Consider the following 20,312-nt stretch of genomic DNA (forward strand, 5'->3'; position numbering starts at 1 on the left):
CGGAGATGTTGCGTCTGCCCGTCACGTTCAAATCCATTGTCCTTGCTCACCCGAAGGAGGTCTTTTCGCAATATTAGCGTTTGCCTGCCTGAAGGGCAAAGTGCCTGTTATCCCGCGAGAATATACAGAAAACTTGGGCCAAATTATGCCTGAACTGCGCGATTTGGTCTCTGTCATGTTCAAAATCCGAACAGATTGGCGTGCGTGATTGCCTTTTCAATGAAGATGGCGGGGTCTTGTTCGGGCTGCCAGCCGAGCATGCGTTTGGCTTTTGAGTTGTCAAAAGGCGAGAAATGCGCGCGGCTTTTCCAATCGACGAGCGAGGGGCGCGAGAGGCCTGTGCGGCGCAAGACCTTGGTTTTGAGGGTGAATTTCAAGGCGTCAGCCAGATAGAAGGCGTGAATTGGACCTGAGCTTACCTTGATACGCGCACCCAATTCGGAATGGATGGCGTCGAAATAATCGCGTGCCGAGAACATCGGTTCGCCCGCAAGATTGAAGCTTTCGCCCATGGCGTCGGGCGCGTCGATCATGCGAACCAAGGCGTCGACGCAATCGTCGATCAGAACGAACGGCAGCGTGTTGCGGCCATTGCCCCAGAGTTTGACCGCACCTGCGCCATGCCAACGCCCGATGCCCCAATGTTGCAGCGGGCCGCCTTCTCCGACGACGATGGCGGGGCGCGCGATGATCAGCGGCAGGCCTTCGTTGCGGTGCATGTCCATCAGGCGGCGTTCGCATTCGGCCTTGGAGCGGGCATAGATGTTGCGGCTTTCCAGGGGGCCGAAATCGGTCTCTTCGGTGATGGTGACAGCGGGGTCTGACATGTCATAGGAGGCGATGGTGCCGGTATAAATCAGCCGCTCAACGCCCGCGGTCTGGGCCGCTCGGGCAATGCGAAGGGCGGTTGCGACATCGTTGTTAAGGGCCGCGTCCCAAGTGTCATTGAGGGAACGCGCGAGATTGTAGACATATTTGATGCCACTCATTGCTTCGCTCAGGGCGGCTTCGTCAGAGAGCGAAACGCCGACGGTTTCGACGTGGTTAGCGATGTCGTCGAACGGGCCGGTTTGGCCGCGCGAGAGGACGCGCACGTCATGGCCCGCCTCGACAAGCTTGCGCGTCAGGGCGCGGCCAATGAAACCAGTGCCGCCGATCACGATGGTGTCAGGTTTGGGTTTGCCGCGCGGTTTGGTGCGTTTGGGTTCCGCGGGGAGAAGGGCGATGGCCTGGTCGATGGTCTGCATGACCTGCGCCGCGTTTTCGCCGCTGAGCTTAGGGTTTATGGGGCGGTTTTCGCGCAAAGCGCCGTAGAATTCGCCGCAAAGGCCGCGAAATGACAGGCCATAGGGCGATTTCTGATTGAGCGAGATGAGTTGGCGGGCGGCGTTGCGTCCGCCTTCGCGCAGATGCGCCCAAGCCTGTGCCAACTCAGTGCGCAGTGGATTGAGCACCAGATCGGAGGTGTTGGGAGCCGCGAAGGTGAGCGTATCGGCGGCGTAATCGAGCCGCGCCATGCCGGATGAACCGCGCAGGGTGAGCGAGCGGTCATCGTGGGTTTCAACGAGGCTGAGCAGGAAGGTGAGATCAACGTCACCGGCGCGCGCCATGATGCGAAACCCTTGTGGGCGGATGTGCCCGCCGGGGAGAGTGATGGGCTTGGAGGTTTCCAGATGCAGCACCTCGACAGGGCCAAAGAGGTCTTGTGCGAAGGCATAAAGGTGAGGGCCAAGTTCGAGCAGGAGGTTTTGCGTCTCGCGCATGAGCCAGATGCCATAGGGGCCAGCCCGCAGAGGCGAAAGCGGGAAGGCCCAGGTGATTTCGGCGGTTGAAATACGCCCCAGTTGGCCTTGGGTGATGGCCTGTTTCAGCCGATCATAAGAGGGGATGGCGAGGAAATTGTGGCCCGGCGTGAAGGTGACGCCTTTGGCCTTGGCGGCGGCTTCGATCTCGGCGGTGTCGGCACCGGAGAGCGCGACGGGTTTTTCGACCAGGACATGCAGGCCAGCGTTGATGCATTCAAGCGCGATGGCATGGTGAAGCTGTGGTGGAGTGGTGATGTGAACCGCGTCGAGCGTGCCGGTAGCGAGCATGTCGTCAAGGCTTGTGTAGCTTGTGATGTCATAGCTTGCGGCGAAGTTTTCTGCGGCGCTGGGCGAGGTGTCGCAGACAGCCACCAGCCGCGCGCCCGGCGTGGCGCGAACAGCGTCGGCGTGCCAGGTCGAGATATAGCCTGCGCCGATGATTCCTACTCTGATGTCGTCTGACATACGTGCAATAACCTTTTATTTATACTCGATAATTTCCATGTCCCAGCCGCGTCTTTTGCGTTTCCAATAGCGCGCGGCGCCGATCAGGTTGGGAAATTTTGACAGGAAAAGTAAAACGCCGTGATGGAGGGCGGATTTGAGATGGAGTCCGTCCTTGCGCAGGCCTTCGACGGTGCGAATGAACGAGGCCAGATAGACAAGCAACACGGCGACGAGCAACCACGGGAAAACCACCGCGCCGATAAGACCAAAGAGCGGCAGCACCGCGCCATAAAGCCAGACGCGGCGGCGTTCCTTGACGAAATGATCCGGGTGCAGATCGCCCACTTGGGCAAAGCCATGGCCCGAGCGGGTGGCGCGCTGCCACCATTGTGAGAACCGGGTCATGTTGGCGTCGTGATGGGTCATCGGGATGGGCAGGCGATGCACGCGGGCGCCGTGCTTGCGCACGCGCACGCAAAATTCGTCATCCTCGGCGGCGATGACATGGCTGTTGAAGCCGCCGAGAGCCTGGAACAGCGGGCGTCTGACCATCATGTCACCGCCACAGGCGTCAATGTCACCCGCAGGGCGGTGCCATTCGAATTCGCAGAGTTCGTTATAGATTGAGGCTTTGGGGTGAATTTCCGAGCGCCAGCCGGTGATGATGCCGATATCGGGGCTTTCATCGAGCGCGCGGGCGGCATGGGTGAGCCAGCCGGGTTCAAGCGTGCAATCGCCATCAACGAACTGAACGTAATCAGGGGGATTGGCGACACTGACCAAGGCGTCAAAGCCTGCGTTGCGTGCGCGGGCGGCGGTAAACGGCTCGGAGGTGTCGAGGATGACGATTTCAGCGCCAGCCGCGCGGGCGGCGTTGAGCGAGCCATCGGTTGAGCCGGAATCGACATAGATCAGGCGCATTGCTTCGCGCTGCATCGAGGCAAGGCAGTTGATCAGGCGCTGACCTTCGTTGCGCCCGATCACGACGGCGCCGATGGTGGAAGTCGTCATGGGTGCACCTCGGGTCGGGTGGGCGGAGTACTGCCTTGGGAGTAGCCTTGAAAAAGGTGGGCGAGGCGCGCGGCTTCGGCTTGGCTGTCAAATTCGGCGATGATTTTGGCGCGCCCTGTGCGCCCCATGGCCGATGCCGCCTCGGGGTCTGCGAGGATTGCATCAATCGCTTCGGCAAGCTCGATAGCGCGCCCTGGGGCGACGAGGATGCCGGATTTTCGATCCTCCACCAGTTCGGGGATGCCCGCGATTCGGGTGGCGACAACCGGCACTTCGGCCGCCATGGCTTCCATCAACACCACGGGCACGCCTTCGGCGAAGCTGGGCAGGACCAGAATATCGGTATCTTTCAACATTTCGGCGACTTCGGATTGCGAGCGATAGCCCATGAAATTGACCGCGCCTTCTAGGCCTTTTTCGCGCGCCATTCTATCGAGCATCGCGCGATCCGGGCCATCGCCGATGATGGCGAGGGAGTAGTCGGAGGTGTTGAGTATGTTGAGAGCATCGAAGAGCACCGGCAGGCCTTTGACGGCGGCAAGGCGGCCCACAAAGAGGAGCTTGGCGCCTTGGGCGCGTAGGGTCGGTGTGTAGCGTTGTGGATCGACGCCGCAATGAATGATGTGCAGCTTGGACCAATCCTCGGGCGGTGAAAAAGCCATCGCCTGAGAGCGGCAGAAATCGGAGATACAGGCGACGAAAGCCGCGCGTTTGATTTTCTCATCAAGGCGCCAATGGGTCGGCTCAAAGAAAATGTCCGGGCCGTGCAGGGTGAAGGAGAAGGGGATGCCCGAAAGCGCAGAGGCGAGCATGGCCACGGTGCAAGAGCTTTTGGCGATATGGTTGTGCAGATGCGTCGCACCGGTTTCACACAGGTGGCGGGCCAGAACGGCGGATTCGGCGAAGTAAATGAGCTGATAAAGGGTGGATTTGATGCCGCCGGGGGAGGTCTTGAACGCCAGCGCGAGCGTCTTGAAATATCTCGATGGGCTGCGTGCAAGTGCTTGTAAGTGCGTGGATATCAGATGCCGCGGTTTGCGCGTTGCCTCTAGCACATGGAAGGTGCGGGCGGCTTCCTGGCGCTGTTCTTCGCCGACGTGATGTTCGGGGCCGGTGCGGCGCATCGAGCAGGTTTCAACCTTGAGGCCAAGCGCGCGCAGGGCGGCGACTTCGCGTTGTATGAACGTGTCGGTGGCGCGTGGGTATTCGCCAGTGAGATAGGCAATTTGCAGGCTCATTGGCTGGCCTCGACCGCTGTGCGCATGGTGGCTTCAAAGGGTTGGCGCGGGTGCCAGTTGAGATCTTGTTCAGCGCGGGCGTTGGAGTAGCGCTTTTCACCCATACGGGCGCGGAGGGTGCGCGGGTGCAACAGGCCGGGCAGGCGGTTGGCGAGGGGCGGGGCCATGCTGAGAAATTTGCCGACGACGGCGGGGATTTTCCAAGAAAGCGGCAGTTGAAAGCGCGGTGCCGCATTGCCAAGTGCCGCAAGGTAGCGGGTGCGATCGGGCAGGTCGGAGTCAACCAGATTGAGGGCGCGCGGGCTATTCCCGGTGACAGGGGTTTCAGCGGCGAGGACGAGCGCGTCGGCGCAGTTTTCGACGCTTATGGCGGGGATTTCGCCGGGGCCGCCAAGGCGGATCAGCAGCGGGCCGATGCAATGGCCGAGATGGGCGTTCCAGAGGTGATGGGGACCGAACACCGCACCGGGGCGCGCGATCCAGGTCTCACCGTCATAGGCTTTCAGGCAAGCCTCTTGCGCAAGTTTTGCCTGTGCATAGATGTCGCGCGACGTGGGGGATGGATCGAGAGGGGTGTCTTCGGTGATCTCAAACGCATCAGCGTCATAGACGGTGATCGAGCTGACCAGAACCAAGCGGGCGTCGGGGGCGGATTTGCGCATTGCGTTCAGCAGGTTTTCGGTGGCTTTTACGGTGTCGCGCGCCATTGTTTCTGGGTTGCCGCGTAGTGAGGCGGCGGTATGGATCACGGCATCAACGCCTTTGAGTGCGCTGGCAAGTTTGGCCTCATCCTTTGACAGATCGAGCAGGATGCGCGAGACCTCTGGCGCAAAATCGGGGGTGTCGCGGCGTATCAGAGCGCGCACGTGATGGCCGCGTTTGAGGGCGGCGTTGACGCAGGCTGTGCCGATAAATCCGCCCGCGCCGGTTATGGCAATGGTCAGGCCCATGGCATTGGCTCCATCGGGGCTGTGCGCGATTTGATCGCAACCGCACCGGAGGTGCCAGCGTTTTGAATGGCAAGCGTGACTTCGGTGAGGTGCAGCGCGAAATCACCGGCAAGGCGGCTGGGGCGCTGGGCCGCAATGGCGGCGAGCATTTCGGCAGGGCCGAGGGCGAAGTTCATCGAGGCAGCGCCTGTGCGTTTGACCTTGGGGTGGGTTTTGCCCTGAGGCTTGATGCGTTTGCCCATGGGATGTTCGATCAGGCGGCGGCGAATGCGAAAACGGCGGTGAAATTTGACCGGTGCTGTGTTGTCCCAGGCTTCTTTGACTTCGAGATAGCCCGCGTCGCCGATGACACGGATGCGATGATCATGCGGCGCGGTGATCGAACAGGTGAGCCGGGCCACGGGGCCGGTTTCAAAAAACAATGTGGCGACGGAAAAGTCAGGGGTGCCGGAAACGCCGCGCTTGTCAGGCAGCACTTCGGCAGAGGCGGCGACAATGCGGGTGACGGAGCCGAACATGGCGATGAGCCAACTGAGGTAATAGCCCGCATGTTCCAAGGTGCACCCGACCTGAAATTCATCCATGAAGGGCCAGGGCGCGCCAGAGGCAGACCGCCAGTTTTCGATTGGGGCCTGGGGGATGAAGCCGTCATCAAGTTCGGCGTAGATCAGGCGCGGGGTGCCAGCAGTGCCGGTTCTTACCGCCTTGATCAGAAGCTGCGCGCTCTCGCTTAGGACCGAGGACGGCGCGGAGGCGAGTTGCAGGTTTTTCCGCTTGGCCACGGCGATCAGGCTTTGCGCCTCTGCGAGGTCGAGCGAGAGCGGTTTTTCACAAAAGATATGCTTGCCCGCGGCCAAGGCTGTGCGGTTGATTTCGCCGTGCGAGGCGGGGTTTGTGAGGTTGAGCACAAGACCATCATCGGGCAGAGCCGCCAATGTTTCATCGAGCGTGTCAAAAGTGCGTATTTTCCAGTAATTGGCGAAGGCGGCGCGCCGAGCAGGGTCGCGATCGTAAACGCCCAAAACACGGATTTCGGGAAAGGTGGCGAGGCCCGCCATGTAGAGGTCGGCGACAAAGCCGCATCCCACGAGCACAACCGCGCTCATGCCGTTACCCTTTGGGTAAGGCGCGACGTCCGGGGGAACCCTTGGGAAGGTCGAAACGTCTTGGTCATGCTGTTTGCTCTTGTCATCTCATTTTAGACTTCATTCGGGGCTTCCAAAACAGGTAAAATTGACAACACTTGGGCAGACCCACTGAAATACCGTGGTTTTTTCCCGTTTGTGCCACGAAAAGGTTGCTCTATCCAGTGATGGCAGGGCGAGGCGAAAGAAAAGGCGTTTGCGTGGAATTCAGGTTTGGCAAAGAGCGCGTGACGGTGAACTTCCCGAATAGGGATGCGCTTGTTGACGAGGTTTGCAGGCGGTTCAGGGGGGGCGAGGGCTTTGCGCTGGCGACGCTCAATCTTGATCATTTGGTGAAATTGCGCGCGTCGGGGGCGTTTCGTCGTGCTTATGGTGCGCAGGATCTTGTGGTGGCCGATGGCAACCCGATTGTGTGGCTGTCGCGTCTGGCGGGGCGCAAGGTTGAGCTGGTGCCGGGGTCGGATATGGTTTTGCCTCTGGCAGAGGTGGCGACGGATGAAGGAGTTCGCGTGGCGTTGGTTGGGTCGACCGAGGAAAGCCTTGTGGCGGCTGGGACGGAAATGACGCGGGTTGTGCCGGGGCTTGAAATCGTTGCGAAAATCGCGCCGCCGATGGGGTTTGATGCGGATGGCGCCGGGGCGGAAGAGGTGTTTGCGGCGCTTGAAAGCTCGGGTGCGCGGTTGGTGTTTATCGCGCTGGGCGCGCCGAAGCAGGAGCTTTTTGCAGCAAAGGGGCGGGAGCGGTTGCCGGGCGTTGGCTTTGCCTCGATCGGTGCAGGCTTGGACTTTTTGTCGGGCTCGCAGGAGCGGGCGCCAAAATGGGTGCGTGCGATGGCGCTGGAATGGCTGTGGCGGATGCTTCAGGCACCGGGGCGTATGGGGCTGCGATATGCGAAATGCTTTGCCATTCTGCCGCGCCAGATGGTTGAGGCGGTTTGGCTGCGCTTCAGGTAAGTTCGCTTTTTAGTGTCTTTTCAGCCGGATAACGGGCGATTTCAGAGCATTCGCGGTTTGCGGCGTCTGAGGAGGAGCGCGTTTTTGAGGCGGGTTTTCAGCCCTTGGGAGGGTAGGATTTCGCGGTTCTGTTCAAAGGTTGCGCCGTTGAGCGAGCGGTCATGCCAAAGCGCCAGATCCGCGCCCCAAATGGCCGATTGCGCGGGGGGCAGGCCATCGGGAATGCCCATGTCGGTGGCCAGCATTCCAGGCATCCAGTCGGTGATGGTGATATCGGGAAAACGATCCCCCAGATCGGCAATCAGCGCGCGGGTCAATATGCGATTGGCACCCTTGGAGGTGGAATAGGCCGACGCGGTGGGCAGCGGGTTGAGGTCGGCGAAGGTCGCGACGTTGAGAATGCGGCCAAAGCCGGTCTTGGTGAAATGATCGAGCGCAAGGCGGGTGGCGGCCAGCGTGCCGCCGAAGTTGGTGCTCATCGTTGCCATGAAGCTCTCGGGTGTTTCGTCGAGAATATCGCGGTGTGGATAGGTGGCAGCGTTGTTGATCAGAAGGGTGAGCGGTGGTTTTCCGTTCAGTTGATCAAAAGCGGCGCGGAGTGCATTAAAGTCGCTGATGTCGGTTGGGATGGCGATGAAGGTATTTCCGGCCTGTTTTGCGGTCTCTTCAAGCGCGGCGGCGCGGCGGCCAAGGCCGATCACGGTCATCACTTCTTTGGTCAAGCGACAGGCCAGAGCGCGACCAAGACCGGAGCCAGCCCCGGTAATTACGACTGTTCCAGCAAGGATGCGGGGGTCATTTCGGCTCATTTCAGGGTTTTTCCTATGGCTTGGGCGGTGCGCAGGGCCTGAGCCGCGATTGAAAGCGAGGGATTTACGCCCATGGAACTGGGCATGAAACCGGCATCAGCGCACCAGAGGTTTGCGTGATCATGGGCGCGGCCATCGGCGTTGAGCACCGAGCGCGACGGGTCGTGTCCGAACCGCATGGTGCCGGAGGGGTGGCCGTGGTTGAGATCAGGCGATTGTGACAGAAACAGGCGGCGCTGGTTCTTGAAGGCGCGCTTGATCTCGCGTCGGAAGGTGCGGCGGCGGGTGCGCAGCTCATCATGGATGGTGTATTCGAATGCGATGTCATCAGAGCCTTGAATGGGGGGCAGCACCCGGTTTTCGTCATAGGCAAGGTCTTCGAGGAGGCCGACGAAAATCTTGGCGGAGCCCAAAATGCGGCTGGCCATGGCGGCGGGTATGCGCGAGAGCTTTGCCGCCATTGGAATGTGACGCAAGACACTGCGCGAAATGAGGGTTTCGAGATAGTAGGCGATTTCGCCGTAAGAGGCGTTAATCCCCATGGCTTGAACCATACCGAGGCGTTGGTTGTCGATATGATAGAGGTCACGCAGGCCGACGGCCTTGGTTGGTTCGGGATCGGTGATGCCCGGCCAGACGGCAAAGATTTCATTGAGGTGAAACATCAACCCACGACCGACGAGGTCTGAGCTGTTGGCGATGCCGTTGGGGTGGGCTTCGCAGGCGGAGGCGAGGCAGAGCCGGGGGGAGCCAAAGGCACCGCCCGCCAGCAGGTATTGCCGGGCTTTGAGGGTCAGGGTTTCACCATCGCGGCGCATTTCGATGCCGGTGATATCAGGGCCATCAGCGATCAGCCGGGTGACTTCTGCATTGTCGAGAAGGGCGGCGTTACCGGTGGCCAGCGCGGGTTCGACCCCTGCGGAGCGGCCATCCATCTTGCAGCTATGCGGGCATTTGTGGCCGGTGCAGTCAAGGCAGCCATCAATGCGGGCAATGGCAGAATGCAAATGGTAGGGCGAACGCCCGTTTTTGTGCAACCGCTCGAATATGCGTTGATCAGCGGGGCTTATGGGAGGGGGCAGGCGAAGATCGTCTTGGCCTTCGCAATGCGGCGCGCCGGATACCTTGTAGAGGGCTTCGGCCCTGGCCAGATAGGGTGCGAAATCGGCATAGGAAACCGGCCAGCCGCCGGTGGGGTGGGGGCGCGCATTGCTGTGATCGAGATCGTGAGGTTCGGGGCGCTCAAGCGTGGCGGCGTAAAACACCGACGAGCCGCCAACCCCGGCGCCGATCGGGCCATAGAAGCGGCTTTCATGGTTGTCTTCATGGGCGATCATCTGACCGGGCCAAAAGCCGCGGACTTGTCGCGCTTGGGGCAGGAAGATTGTCGGGTTGAGCGGGGTCTGTTCGCTGCGTTGTCCGGCGGGGCCTTTTTCGACAAAGAGAACTTTGAGACCGGATTGCGCAAGTGCGCGCCCGGCAGTGCCTCCGCCGATGCCGGTGCCGATGATGATGACGTCCCAGGTCTGCGAGGTAATTTCAGATGTCATCACTGGGTTCTCTCAAAGACGGGCGCGAAAAGTGGCGTGAGGGCGCGGGCGGCGGTGTTGTTGAGGTGGTTGTTGTCGAAATACCAGATGTCGGTGTCCTGTTGAACAGAGCAGGAGCCGTTGGTGCAAAGTAGCGGCCAAGGGTCGATCTGGTGGAGTGTGCCGGAGGCGATATCGGGGGCGAAGAGGGCTTCGGCGCGAGTGGATCGGGGTTGGATCTGGGTTAAATCGGCAGTGATTGGGGCATTCTCCGCGGTGATGCGATGATGGGCGAGGCGGCGCGCGACCTCGCGGCTGTCGTAATAGGGAATTTCCGGGGGCTGGCGGAACACATAGATCTGCGCGAAGTGATTGGCCAGTTCGGGCAGCGTTTGGGCCAGCGCGCGTGTGAGGACATCGGTATTGTTGGAACCGCCAATCCCGGTGAGTTCAATGGTGTTTTCGATGTCGCGCCCCACGCCCGTGCCTTCAGCGTAATAGGACCAGCGCCCGACCAGCAGTAAGGTGTGCGCGCTGTCGAGAGTCGGGAGGGCGGCGCGGAGGGTTTCGGTGTCTTTGGCACAGGCGGCATCCTGGGCCGGGGTGGCATAGCTTTCATGCTTTTGAATGCCAAAGAGCGGCGGGCAGCCAGCGTGCCAGATGATCAGCGCGGGTGTTTGCGCGTTATATGCGGCTTGTTCCAGCCCTTCCTTGAGGGCGCGAACGTGGCTGTCGCCCCAGACCAGCACTTCGGGTGGGCCATCGGGGCCGATTGGGCAAAGCTCGACCCCGGTGAAGGGGCCGGTGGTGGGGGTGTGGCAGCGCGACCAGTCTTGCAGGAAATCGGCAGAGGCCTTGATGTGGGCGCGGGTGTCGGGGCCAAAGCGGTTTGGCAGACCGTCCTTGGTATAGGCCAGCGCACCAAAGGCGAGTGCGGCGGCGGTGGGGAGTGAGAGGGCAGCCAAGACGCGCCAGCCATTGCGCGGGGTGATCCGGCGAAACGGTGTCTCTATCCACGCCCAGGAGACGGTGGCCAGAGCAAAGGCGAGTGTAAGCCAGAGTGCGGCCTCAAAAGGCCCCGAGTAGCCATCGCGCCAGTATTTTGACAGGATCAGAACCGGCCAGTGCCAAAGGTAGAGGGAATAGGAAATCTTGCCGATGAACACCGGCCCACGCAGGGACAGCGCGCGGTTGACGAAGTTGGTGTTTTGACCGTTGGCGAGGAGCAGGGTTGTTCCAACGACAGGCAAAAGCGCCTGCCAGCCGGGAAAACCATCAGGGGTTATGAGCGTGAGGCCCGCCAGCACGAGAGCCAGGCCGAGCCAACTCAGCGCGGGGTGTTGAGGCCATTTGAGCGTGTCGTTCTGGGAGAGGATGGCAAGCAGGACACCGGCGAGAAGCTCCCACGCGCGGAAGGGGAAGAGATAGAAGGTGGTGGTTTGATGCGTGGGGGTGAGGGCGAGATTGGCGACAAGCGAGAGGGCGAAGGCCGCGATCAGCGCGCCAAACAGGGTGCGACGGGAGAATTTGAAGGCGAGGATCAGGAAGGGCAGGAGGATGTAAAACTGTTCTTCGACCGCCAGCGACCATGTGTGGAGCAAGACCTTGTTGTCCGAGCCGATGTCGAAATAACCCTCGCCACGCCAGAAGAGGACGTTGGAGAGGTAGGTTGTTGCGGCGATGAGTTCCTTGCCAAATTCGCGAAATTCAAAGGGCAGCAGGATAAACCATGCGGTCAATGCGCTTGCGCCGCTCATCGCGAAATAGGCAGGGGCGAGGCGTTTGACGCGGCGGGTATAGAAGCGCGCAAGGCTGATGCGGCCGGTCTCTTGCAGGTCGCGCCACAGGATGCCGCCGATCAGGAAACCTGATATGACGAAGAACACATCAACGCCGGTGAACCCGCCGGGCAGACCCGGCACACCAAAGTGATAGAGCACGACGCCCAGCACCGCGATCATGCGCAGCCCGTCGATTTCGGGCCGGTAAGCGGGATGGGCGAGGGGTTTGATACGCTTCACTCCGGTTGTCGTGTATTGTCAGGGTGTTTTAATGACGTAATTGGGCGAAACTTTCACCACTTCATTGCGAATTTGCGGCGAAGGTTTCAGGCTGTTGGCATATAAGGGGGGCAGTATGGCTGTCAGAGTGGAAAAAGCGGGGCCGGTATGGACGGTGATTCATGCGCGACCTGAAGCGCGCAATGCGATGGATGCGACCAGCGCGTCGGCGCTTTATGAGGCGTTTCTTGCATTTGAGGCGGATGCAACCGCGCGGGTCGCGGTGTTTTGGGGCGAAGGCGGGGCGTTTTGTGCCGGGTGGGATCTGAAACAGGTTTCACGGTTTCAGGAACCGGGGGCGATCGAGAGCCTAGCCTATCCCGAAGACGGACACGTGCAAGGGCCAATGGGGCCTTCACGGCTGGATCTGTCCAAGCCGGTGATTGCGGCAATTGAAGGGCCGGCGGTGGCCGGGGGCATGGAGTTGGCGATCTGGGCTGATATGCGGGTTATGGCCGAGACGGCGTTCATGGGGGTATTTTGTCGCCGCTGGGGCGTGCCATTGATTGATGGCGGCACAGTGCGTTTGCCACGGCTTGTGGGAGAAGGGCGAGCGATGGATTTGATCCTGACCGGGCGGCGGGTGGAGGCCGAAGAGGCGTTGCGCATCGGGCTGTGCGAATATGTCGTGCCGGAGGGGCAGGCGCGCGCAAGAGCCGAGGCGCTGGCGGCGGAGATTGCAAGATTTCCGCAAGGGTGCATGCGCGCGGATCGCGCGTCGGCGCGTGCACAGGCAGGTTTGAGCGCGCGCGCCGCGTTGCGTCAGGAGTGGGAGATAAGCAAGGATATGGTGGCTGAAGAAGGAGCCAGGGGGGGCGCGCGGTTTGCATCTGGCAAGGGACGGCACGGGAATTTTGACGAAATTTGAACGGGTTACCGAAAGCCCATAGTGAGATTCTGTCGTTTTACCAAGCCCAGCGGTATTCGATCAAAATAGGATGTGTTACACAAAGTAAGGAAAATATCTTCACATAGTAACAAAATGCTTGCCGCGAATCGGCAATCCAACTTATACCGACCATGCGGTCGGGTTTTATCTTTGAACTCGATGAACCAGGAGACTTAAATTGACTGACGCCTTTATCTGCGACGCGACGCGCACACCAATCGGACGTTATGGCGGAGCATTGAGCCAGATTCGGACGGATGATCTGGCTGCTTTGCCGATTGCCGCGCTCAAGGATCGCAATCCGAATGTCGACTGGGCCAGCATCGACGACGTGTTTTACGGCAGCGCCAATCAGGCGGGCGAAGACAACCGTAACGTCGCACGCATGGCGGCCCTTTTGGCGGGTTTGCCGGTGGAGGTGCCGGGCACGACGATCAACCGGCTTTGTGCCAGCGGCATGGACGCGGTCGGAATGGCGGCGCGCGCCATTCGGGCGGGCGATTATGACATGGCGATTGCAGGTGGTGTGGAAAGCATGAGCCGTGCGCCTTTCGTGATGCCCAAGGCGACCAGCGCGTTTTCCCGCGCCAATGCGGTTTATGACACCACCATCGGCTGGCGGTTCGTGAACCCGAAGATGAAGGCGATGTACGGCATTGATTCGATGCCCGAGACGGCTGACAACGTGGCCGCTGACTACAATGTCGGACGCGAAGATCAGGATGCATTTGCTGCGCGCAGTCAGGCGCGCTGGGGTGCAGCCCATGAAGCGGGCGTGTTCCAGGATGAGATCACGCCAGTCTCTATACCCCAGCGCAAGGGCGATCCGATTGTTTTTGATACCGATGAGCATCCGCGTCCCGGCACGGGTGTTGATAAACTGAGCAAACTCAAAGGGGTAAACGGCCCTGACTTGAGTGTGACGGCGGGCAATGCCAGCGGTGTGAACGATGGCGCGGCGGCGATCCTGCTGGCCAATGAGGTTTCAGCGGCGAAGAACGGACTGAAACCGATGGCGCGGGTTGTGGCGATGGTTGCTGCCGGGGTTGAACCGCGGGTGATGGGCGTCGGGCCGGTGCCGGCCTGTCAAAAGGTTCTTGCGCGTGCGGGTTTAAGCATTGAGCAGATGGATGTGATAGAATTGAACGAGGCATTTGCCAGTCAGGGTCTGGCGACCTTGCGGGCGTTGGGTGTGGCGGATGATGCGCCGCATGTGAACCCCAATGGCGGGGCGATTGCGATGGGGCATCCTTTGGGGATGTCGGGAGCAAGGCTGGTGTTGACGGCGGCGTATCAGCTGCAACGCACCGGCGGGAAATACGCGCTTTGCACCATGTGTGTGGGCGTCGGTCAGGGCGCGGCCCTGATTTTGGAACGTGTCTGAGGAGGATTACGCACCATGTATGCGCAAATGATCAAGACCGCCGGAACCGGCGTGAAAACCCGGGAAGAGATGACCCCCGAGGAAGCGGCGTTTCAGGACAAGATTGACGCTGATATCAAGATCGAGCCGAAGGATTGGATGCCCGATGATTATCGCGCCACCCTGATCCGTCAGATCGGTCAGCATGCGCATTCCGAGATCGTCGGGCAATTGCCCGAGGGCAACTGGATCACCCGCGCGCCGACGCTGGAGCGCAAGGCGATCCTCTTGGCCAAGGTGCAGGATGAGGCGGGGCATGGGCTCTATCTTTACTGCGCTGCCGAAACACTGGGCGTGTCGCGCGATGAGTTGACCATGGACCTGTTGGAAGGGCGGATGAAATATTCGTCGATCTTCAATTACCCGACGCTGAACTGGGCCGATATTGGCGCGGTTGGTTGGCTGGTTGATGGTGCGGCGATCATGAACCAGGTGCCGCTGCAGCGCACGTCATACGGTCCTTATGCTCGCGCCATGGTGCGGATTTGCAAGGAAGAGAGTTTTCATCAGCGTCAGGGCTACGACATCATGATGAAGATGGCGAAAGGCTCTGAAGCGCAAAAGAAAATGGCGCAGGATGCGCTGAACCGGCTTTGGTATCCATCGTTGATGATGTTCGGGCCGAGTGACAAGGAATCGGTGCATTCGGCGCAGTCGATGGCATGGAAGATCAAGATCGACGGCAATGATGAATTGCGCCAGCGGTTTGTCGATCAGACGGTGCCGCAGGCCGAATATCTGGGCCTCACCGTTCCTGATGAAAATCTGAAATGGAACGAAGAGAAGGGCGGCTATGACTATACCGACCCGGACTGGAGTGAATTTTTCAACGTGCTGAAGGGCAATGGCCCCTGCAACACCGAGCGGATGAATGCGCGGGTGAAGGCATGGGACGATGGCGCCTGGGTGCGTGACGGGTTGATGGCCCATGCGGCCAAACGCGCGGCGCGCCGGGTTGCAGCAGAATAATCGGGAGAGAGAGATGAAAAACGAATGGCCCCTGTGGGAAGTCTTCATTCGCGGTCAGCACGGGCTAAGCCACCGGCATGTGGGATCGCTGCATGCGCCGGATGCGGAAATGGCCGTCAAGAACGCGCGTGACGTCTATACACGGCGCAATGAAGGCGTGAGCATCTGGGTTGTTGAAGCCAGGCATATCGCGGCCACGGCGCCGGGCGAGAAAGGCCCGCTGTTTGAACCATCCGAGAGCAAGGTTTATCGGCACCCGACCTTCTTTGACATTCCCGACGATGTGGGGGCGATGTGATGAGCACCGATTTGTTCGAATTCCTGCTCAGGATGGGGGACAACACCCTGATCCTTGGTCATCGGGTGAGCGAATGGTGCGGTCATGCGCCGGTGTTGGAAGAAGACATTGCGCTGGCCAATACCGCGCTTGATTTGATCGGGCAGACGCAAATGTGGCTGGGTCTGGCGGGTGAAGTGGAAGGCAAGGGGCGCAGCGCCGATGATCTGGCCTTCCTGCGCGACGCCTGGGATTTTCGCAATGTTCTGCTGTGCGAGTTGCCCAATGGCGATTTTGGTCGGACATTGATGCGACAGTTTTTGTTTGATGCCTGGCATGTGGTGATGCTGGGCCGTCTGATGCAGTCAAGCGATCCGCGGGTGGCCGAGATTGCTGCGAAAGCCAGCAAAGAGGCGACCTATCATGTCGAACGTTCGGGTGACACGGTCGTGGGTCTGGGCGATGGCACCGACGAAAGCCATGCGCGGATGCAGGATGCGCTGGACTCTCTGTGGTCCTATGCCGGTGAGTTGTTTGAAAGCGACGGTGTCGATCAGGCCATGGTTGCGGCGGGCGTTGCGCCGGACCCGGCCAGCCTGCGCGAGGAATATGATGCGCTGGTGGGTCGTGTTCTGTCCGAAGCGACGCTCACGATCCCCGAGAGCAGCTTTGTTCACAAGGGCGGGCGCGACGGGCGGATGCATAGCGAAAACCTCGGCCATCTGCTGACCAGCATGCAATGGTTGCAGCGCGCCTATCCGGGAAGTGAGTGGTAACACGCCATGGCCAACCCGTCGGTCGAGCAGGTCTGGGATTGGTTGGAGACCATCCCTGACCCCGAGATCCCTGTGATTACGCTGGTGGATCTGGGCATCATTCGCGATGTTGCGTGGGAGGATGATACGCTTGTCGTATCGGTTACGCCGACCTATTCGGGGTGCCCTGCGACGTCGATGATCAACCTGGATATCGAGACCAGGTTGCGCGACGAGGGTGTCGAGAGCATCGAGCTGCGCCGCCAGCTTTCACCGCCTTGGACGACCGATTGGCTCTCTGAAAAGGGCGCAAAGGCGCTGGAAGAATACGGGATTGCGCCGCCACAACCGGCGGCTGGCCCTAAACGTTGCCCGCATTGCGGCGGCGAAAATGTTGAGAAGCTGAGCCAGTTTGGCTCAACCCCGTGCAAGGCACAATGGCGCTGCCAGGATTGTCTTGAACCGTTTGAATATTTCAAGTGCATCTGAGGGAGGAACCGAAATGGCGCGCTTTCACGAACTGAAAGTCACAGATATTCACCGCACGATCCGCGATGCGGTGGTGCTGACGCTGGAGCCTGGAAACGGTGCGGCAGAGGCGTTTGATTTCACCCAAGGGCAATACCTGACGTTTCGCCACGGTTTTGACGGCGAAGAATTGCGGCGCAGCTATTCGATCTGCGCAGGCAAGCACGAGGGTAAGTTGCAGGTGGGTATCAAGCGGGTCGATGGCGGGGCGTTTTCGACCTTTGCCAATGAAGACCTGAAGGTGGGTGATACGCTGGAAGCGATGGCGCCGATGGGTGGGTTCTTTTCGCCTCTCGATGCGGCCAATGAAAACCAGTATCTCGGCTTTGCCGGAGGGTCGGGGATCACGCCGGTGTTGTCGATCATCAAGACGACGCTGCAAGCTGAGCCGAAATCAACCTTTACGCTGGTTTATGCCAACAAGGGTGTGTCTTCGATTATGTTCCGCGAGGAACTGGAAGACCTGAAGAACGAATATCTCGGACGGTTGAGCGTGATCCATGTGCTTGAACAGGATGCACAGGAGATCGACCTGTTCACAGGTCGGGTTACCGAGGAGAAATGTGGCCAACTTTTCCGCACCTGGATTGACATCAAGAGCGTGGACACAGCCTTTATCTGCGGACCGGAGCCGATGATGCTGGGCATTGCCAAGGCACTGCGCGAACATGGGCTTGATGACAGCCAGATCAAGTTCGAGCTTTTTGCCAGCGGGCAGCCAGGGCGTTTGAAAAAGCCGGTGCAATCGAAACAGGCGGGCAAGGCGGCGAATCAGGCCGAGATTGCTGTTACGCTTGATGGCTCGACCCAGACGATTTCGGTCTCAAAAGATGTCACCATTCTGGACGCTGCACGTGAAAATTCGATGGATGCGCCCTATGCCTGCAAGGCGGGTGTGTGTTCGACCTGTCGTTGCCGGGTGATTGAGGGTGAGGTCGAGATGGTCGCGAACCATGCGCTTGAGGATTACGAGGTCGAGAAGGGCTATGTGCTTTCCTGCCAGTCCTTCCCGGTGACCGACCGCGTTGTCGTTGATTACGATCAGTGAGGGAATGGACATGGACGATATGAGCATTACGAGCTATCTGGCCGAAGGCGGCGTTCTGACCAACCCAACAAACGTGCCGCCGCGTTATCGCGCTGAGCTGTTGAAGCTGATGGCGACATTTGTGGACAGCGAGTTGGCCGGTGCGGCCGGGTTTGCCGATGTGATCAATACCGGTCCGGGCATCAAGGAACGGATTGCCGCGGCGAAGATCGTTCTTGAAAAGACCGATAATGCCGACAAGGTGTTGCATGTCATGGGTGAATTTGGCGTCGATGAGCGCAGATATGCCAATCACCACCCCTGGGCTGCGCGCCTGTCGCGTGAGGCCGATATCGGGACCACCCGGAGCGAAGGCGATATGCGGCTTGCCGTGTTCAACTATCCTCTGGAGGGGTGGGGCGATGCGGTTGTGATGAACCTTTTGATGGGCAAGGCCGTTGGCGTGCAAATGACGGAGTTCAGCAAAGTCAGCTATCAGCCGCTGGCTGAGGCGTTTCGCAAGATTGCCCCGGTTGAGGCGCGCCACGCCGAGCTTGCCGAAGAAGGGCTGAACCGATTGATTGACGAGGGGCAGGGCGATGCGCTGCAACAAAGCGTGAGCTATTGGTGGCCGCGTGTCTCGGCAAGTTTTGGTGCAGGTCAGAGCGACCGGTTTGAGGCGTTGCAGGCGATGGGATTGCGTCGCACGCCCAATGGCGAGATGAATGCTGAATGGGAGAACGAAACGGCAGCGACGCTTGAGCGCCATGGGCTGAAAGCCGGGTGAACCGGGCATGGGTTTTCGCAGAGGCTTAACTGTCTCTGAAGCAAGAATAATGATGTAGGCGGAGGTTTGTTGTCTGCGGCTCTTTGATCGGAAGTGATCGGAGGGAGGGAGACATGACGGCAAATCACCGCGCAAACAATTGCCGGGGTGGCGGTGGAATTTGCCATGAGGCGGGGAGATGCTTTCTAAGCAGACCGCTTTGGGGCCTATCGCCGCGCGAAAGCGGCCCCATTCCCCCTTGCATCACTGGCCGAGCAACCCTAGAAGGGCGACTAATTTCTATGGGTGCCTTGCTGCGCCCCATTTCCGATTGCAAAGGACGAAAACATGCAGGTCACCGAGACCCTGAACGAAGGCCTCAAGCGCGCTTACAAACTGATGCTGACGGCGCAGGAACTGGACGACAAGGTCAACTCCAAGCTGGCCGAGGCGCAGCCTGAAGTCGAAATGAAGGGCTTCCGCAAGGGCAAGGTGCCTATGCCGATCCTGAAAAAGCAGTTTGGCGAGCGTATTCTTGGCGAAGCGATGCAGGAAAGCATCGATGCGGCCATGGGTAAGCATTTTGAAGATTCGGGCGACCGGCCCGCAGTTCAGCCCAAGATCGAAATGGTTGATGGCGAAAACTGGAAAGAGGGTGACGATGTCACTGTCGAGATGTCGTATGAGGCGCTGCCCGAGATCCCTGACATGGACCTCAAGAGCGTAAAGCTTGAGAAGTTGGTGGTTAAGGCGGGCGAAGACGAGATCAAGGAAGCTCTGGAAAGCCTGGCCGAGTCGGCACAGGATTTCGAGTCGCGCAAGAAAGGCTCAAAAGCCAAGGATGGCGACCAGGTGGTGTTTGATTTTGTCGGCCGGGTTGATGGCGAAGCATTTGAAGGTGGTGCGGCGGAAGACTATCCGTTGGTGCTGGGTTCGGGTTCGTTCATTCCGGGCTTTGAAGAGCAGCTGGTTGGCTCCAAAGCGGGTGAAGAAAAAGACGTAACCGTGACCTTCCCCGAGGAATATCAGGCCGAGGCGCTGGCCGGGAAAGAGGCTGTTTTCTCTTGCACGATTAAAGACGTGAAAGAGCCCAAGGCCGCCGAAATCAACGACGAGATGGCCAAGAAATTCGGTGCCGAAGATCTGAAGGCATTGAAAGAGCAGGTCTCTGAGCGGCTTGAAGCGGAATATGCGGGGGCTGCGCGCGCAGTTATGAAACGCGCATTGCTCGACGCGTTGGACAAGGTTGTCAGCTTTGAGCTGCCGCCAAGCCTGGTTGAGGCCGAGGCCCAGCAGATCGCACATCAGCTGTGGCACGAGGAGCACCCGGAGGTGCAGGACCACAACCATGATGCGATCGAGACGACAGACGAGCACAAAGAGCTGGCCGAGCGCCGCGTGAAGCTGGGACTGTTGCTGGCCGAGATGGGCCAGAAGGCCGAGGTCGAGGTGACCGATGCCGAAATGACCCAAGCGATCATGAACCAGGCACGCCAGTATCCGGGCCAGGAACGTCAGTTCTTTGAATTCGTGCAGCAGAACCAGCAGATGCAGCAGCAATTGCGCGCCCCGATCTTCGAGGACAAGGTTGTCGATTATGCGTTCGAGTTGGCGACGGTGAAAGACAAGGAAGTCTCCAAGGACGACCTGCAAAAAGCCGTTGAGGCGCTGGACGACGAATAAGTCTCCTTCGGTCGCGAAGATTTGAAAGGCCGCCCTTTGGGGCGGTCT

General features: G+C 59.8%; 18 protein-coding genes. 10 read left to right on the top strand and 8 right to left on the bottom strand.

The features are described 5' to 3' along the window. Nucleotides 1-179 precede the first annotated feature (179 nt). From LZG00_06970 to LZG00_06990, 5 genes are read right to left on the bottom strand one after another with little or no spacing between them, the layout of a single operon-like run. On the bottom strand, nucleotides 180-2,270 hold the full coding sequence (locus tag LZG00_06970) for an NAD-dependent epimerase/dehydratase family protein (GenBank protein ID MCF3593738.1): 2,091 nt from the start codon (nucleotides 2,268-2,270) through the stop codon (nucleotides 180-182). Nucleotides 2,271-2,285: 15 nt separating this feature from the next. Further along, the gene (locus LZG00_06975; protein ID MCF3593739.1) at nucleotides 2,286-3,263 is read right to left on the bottom strand and encodes a glycosyltransferase; all 978 of its coding nucleotides are present in this window, start codon (nucleotides 3,261-3,263) and stop codon (nucleotides 2,286-2,288) included. After that, nucleotides 3,260-4,501, bottom strand: coding sequence for a glycosyltransferase family 4 protein (locus LZG00_06980; protein MCF3593740.1), 1,242 nt, complete (start codon nucleotides 4,499-4,501; stop codon nucleotides 3,260-3,262). The genes LZG00_06975 and LZG00_06980 overlap by 4 nt, the downstream gene beginning before the upstream one ends. Next, on the bottom strand, nucleotides 4,498-5,451 hold the full coding sequence (locus LZG00_06985; protein MCF3593741.1) for an NAD(P)-dependent oxidoreductase: 954 nt from the start codon (nucleotides 5,449-5,451) through the stop codon (nucleotides 4,498-4,500). Before LZG00_06985 ends, LZG00_06980 begins: the two co-directional genes overlap by 4 nt. Then, nucleotides 5,442-6,557, bottom strand: coding sequence for a Gfo/Idh/MocA family oxidoreductase (locus LZG00_06990; GenBank protein MCF3593742.1), 1,116 nt, complete (start codon nucleotides 6,555-6,557; stop codon nucleotides 5,442-5,444). Before LZG00_06990 ends, LZG00_06985 begins: the two co-directional genes overlap by 10 nt. Before the next feature lie 239 nt (nucleotides 6,558-6,796). Between LZG00_06990 and LZG00_06995 the strand changes: the two genes are divergently transcribed. After that, on the top strand, nucleotides 6,797-7,549 hold the full coding sequence (locus LZG00_06995) for a WecB/TagA/CpsF family glycosyltransferase (protein ID MCF3593743.1): 753 nt from the start codon (nucleotides 6,797-6,799) through the stop codon (nucleotides 7,547-7,549). 41 nt (nucleotides 7,550-7,590) lie between these two features. On the opposite strand, the gene LZG00_07000 is transcribed toward LZG00_06995, so the two are convergent. Genes LZG00_07000 through LZG00_07010 form a run of 3 tightly spaced genes read right to left on the bottom strand, consistent with a single transcriptional unit; the run spans nucleotide 7,591 to nucleotide 11,848 of the window. Then, a complete protein-coding gene (locus tag LZG00_07000; GenBank protein ID MCF3593744.1) occupies nucleotides 7,591-8,358 on the bottom strand; it encodes an SDR family oxidoreductase in 768 nt (255 codons plus the stop codon). Then, on the bottom strand, nucleotides 8,355-9,908 hold the full coding sequence (locus LZG00_07005) for a GMC family oxidoreductase (protein MCF3593745.1): 1,554 nt from the start codon (nucleotides 9,906-9,908) through the stop codon (nucleotides 8,355-8,357). The genes LZG00_07000 and LZG00_07005 overlap by 4 nt, the downstream gene beginning before the upstream one ends. Continuing rightward, entirely contained in the window at nucleotides 9,908-11,848 is a 1,941-nt protein-coding gene (locus LZG00_07010; GenBank protein MCF3593746.1) for an acyltransferase, read from the bottom strand. The genes LZG00_07005 and LZG00_07010 overlap by 1 nt, the downstream gene beginning before the upstream one ends. A gap of 175 nt (nucleotides 11,849-12,023) precedes the next feature. Here LZG00_07010 and LZG00_07015 point away from each other — a divergent pair, with 175 nt between their 5' ends. The 9 genes from LZG00_07015 to tig all read left to right on the top strand — a co-directional run bounded on the left by LZG00_07015 (nucleotide 12,024) and on the right by tig (nucleotide 20,264). Then, nucleotides 12,024-12,815: a crotonase/enoyl-CoA hydratase family protein gene (locus tag LZG00_07015; GenBank protein MCF3593747.1), complete on the top strand. Its 792-nt coding sequence runs from the start codon at nucleotides 12,024-12,026 to the stop codon at nucleotides 12,813-12,815. Nucleotides 12,816-13,014: 199 nt separating this feature from the next. After that, nucleotides 13,015-14,220 (top strand): 3-oxoadipyl-CoA thiolase, encoded by a 1,206-nt coding sequence (gene pcaF / locus LZG00_07020; protein ID MCF3593748.1) that lies wholly within the window; start codon nucleotides 13,015-13,017, stop codon nucleotides 14,218-14,220. 15 nt (nucleotides 14,221-14,235) lie between these two features. Further along, the gene (paaA, locus tag LZG00_07025) at nucleotides 14,236-15,228 is read left to right on the top strand and encodes a 1,2-phenylacetyl-CoA epoxidase subunit A (protein ID MCF3593749.1); all 993 of its coding nucleotides are present in this window, start codon (nucleotides 14,236-14,238) and stop codon (nucleotides 15,226-15,228) included. 13 nt (nucleotides 15,229-15,241) lie between these two features. Beyond that, complete coding sequence (paaB, locus tag LZG00_07030; protein ID MCF3593750.1) at nucleotides 15,242-15,526, top strand: 1,2-phenylacetyl-CoA epoxidase subunit B; 285 nt, start codon at nucleotides 15,242-15,244, stop codon at nucleotides 15,524-15,526. Further along, entirely contained in the window at nucleotides 15,526-16,281 is a 756-nt protein-coding gene (paaC, locus tag LZG00_07035; GenBank protein ID MCF3593751.1) for a phenylacetate-CoA oxygenase subunit PaaC, read from the top strand. The genes paaB and paaC overlap by 1 nt, the downstream gene beginning before the upstream one ends. A 6-nt stretch (nucleotides 16,282-16,287) precedes the next feature. Beyond that, a complete protein-coding gene (gene paaJ / locus LZG00_07040; protein MCF3593752.1) occupies nucleotides 16,288-16,749 on the top strand; it encodes a phenylacetate-CoA oxygenase subunit PaaJ in 462 nt (153 codons plus the stop codon). Nucleotides 16,750-16,762: 13 nt separating this feature from the next. Then, entirely contained in the window at nucleotides 16,763-17,836 is a 1,074-nt protein-coding gene (gene paaK, locus LZG00_07045; GenBank protein MCF3593753.1) for a phenylacetate-CoA oxygenase/reductase subunit PaaK, read from the top strand. Nucleotides 17,837-17,840: 4 nt separating this feature from the next. Further along, entirely contained in the window at nucleotides 17,841-18,602 is a 762-nt protein-coding gene (locus LZG00_07050) for a phenylacetate-CoA oxygenase subunit PaaI (protein MCF3593754.1), read from the top strand. A 327-nt stretch (nucleotides 18,603-18,929) separates the two neighbouring features. Then, the gene (gene tig / locus LZG00_07055) at nucleotides 18,930-20,264 is read left to right on the top strand and encodes a trigger factor (protein MCF3593755.1); all 1,335 of its coding nucleotides are present in this window, start codon (nucleotides 18,930-18,932) and stop codon (nucleotides 20,262-20,264) included. The last annotated feature ends 48 nt before the right edge of the window (nucleotides 20,265-20,312 follow it).

The organism is Rhodobacteraceae bacterium LMO-JJ12, assembly GCA_021555075.1.
In the GTDB taxonomy this organism is placed as follows: domain Bacteria; phylum Pseudomonadota; class Alphaproteobacteria; order Rhodobacterales; family Rhodobacteraceae; genus JAKGBX01.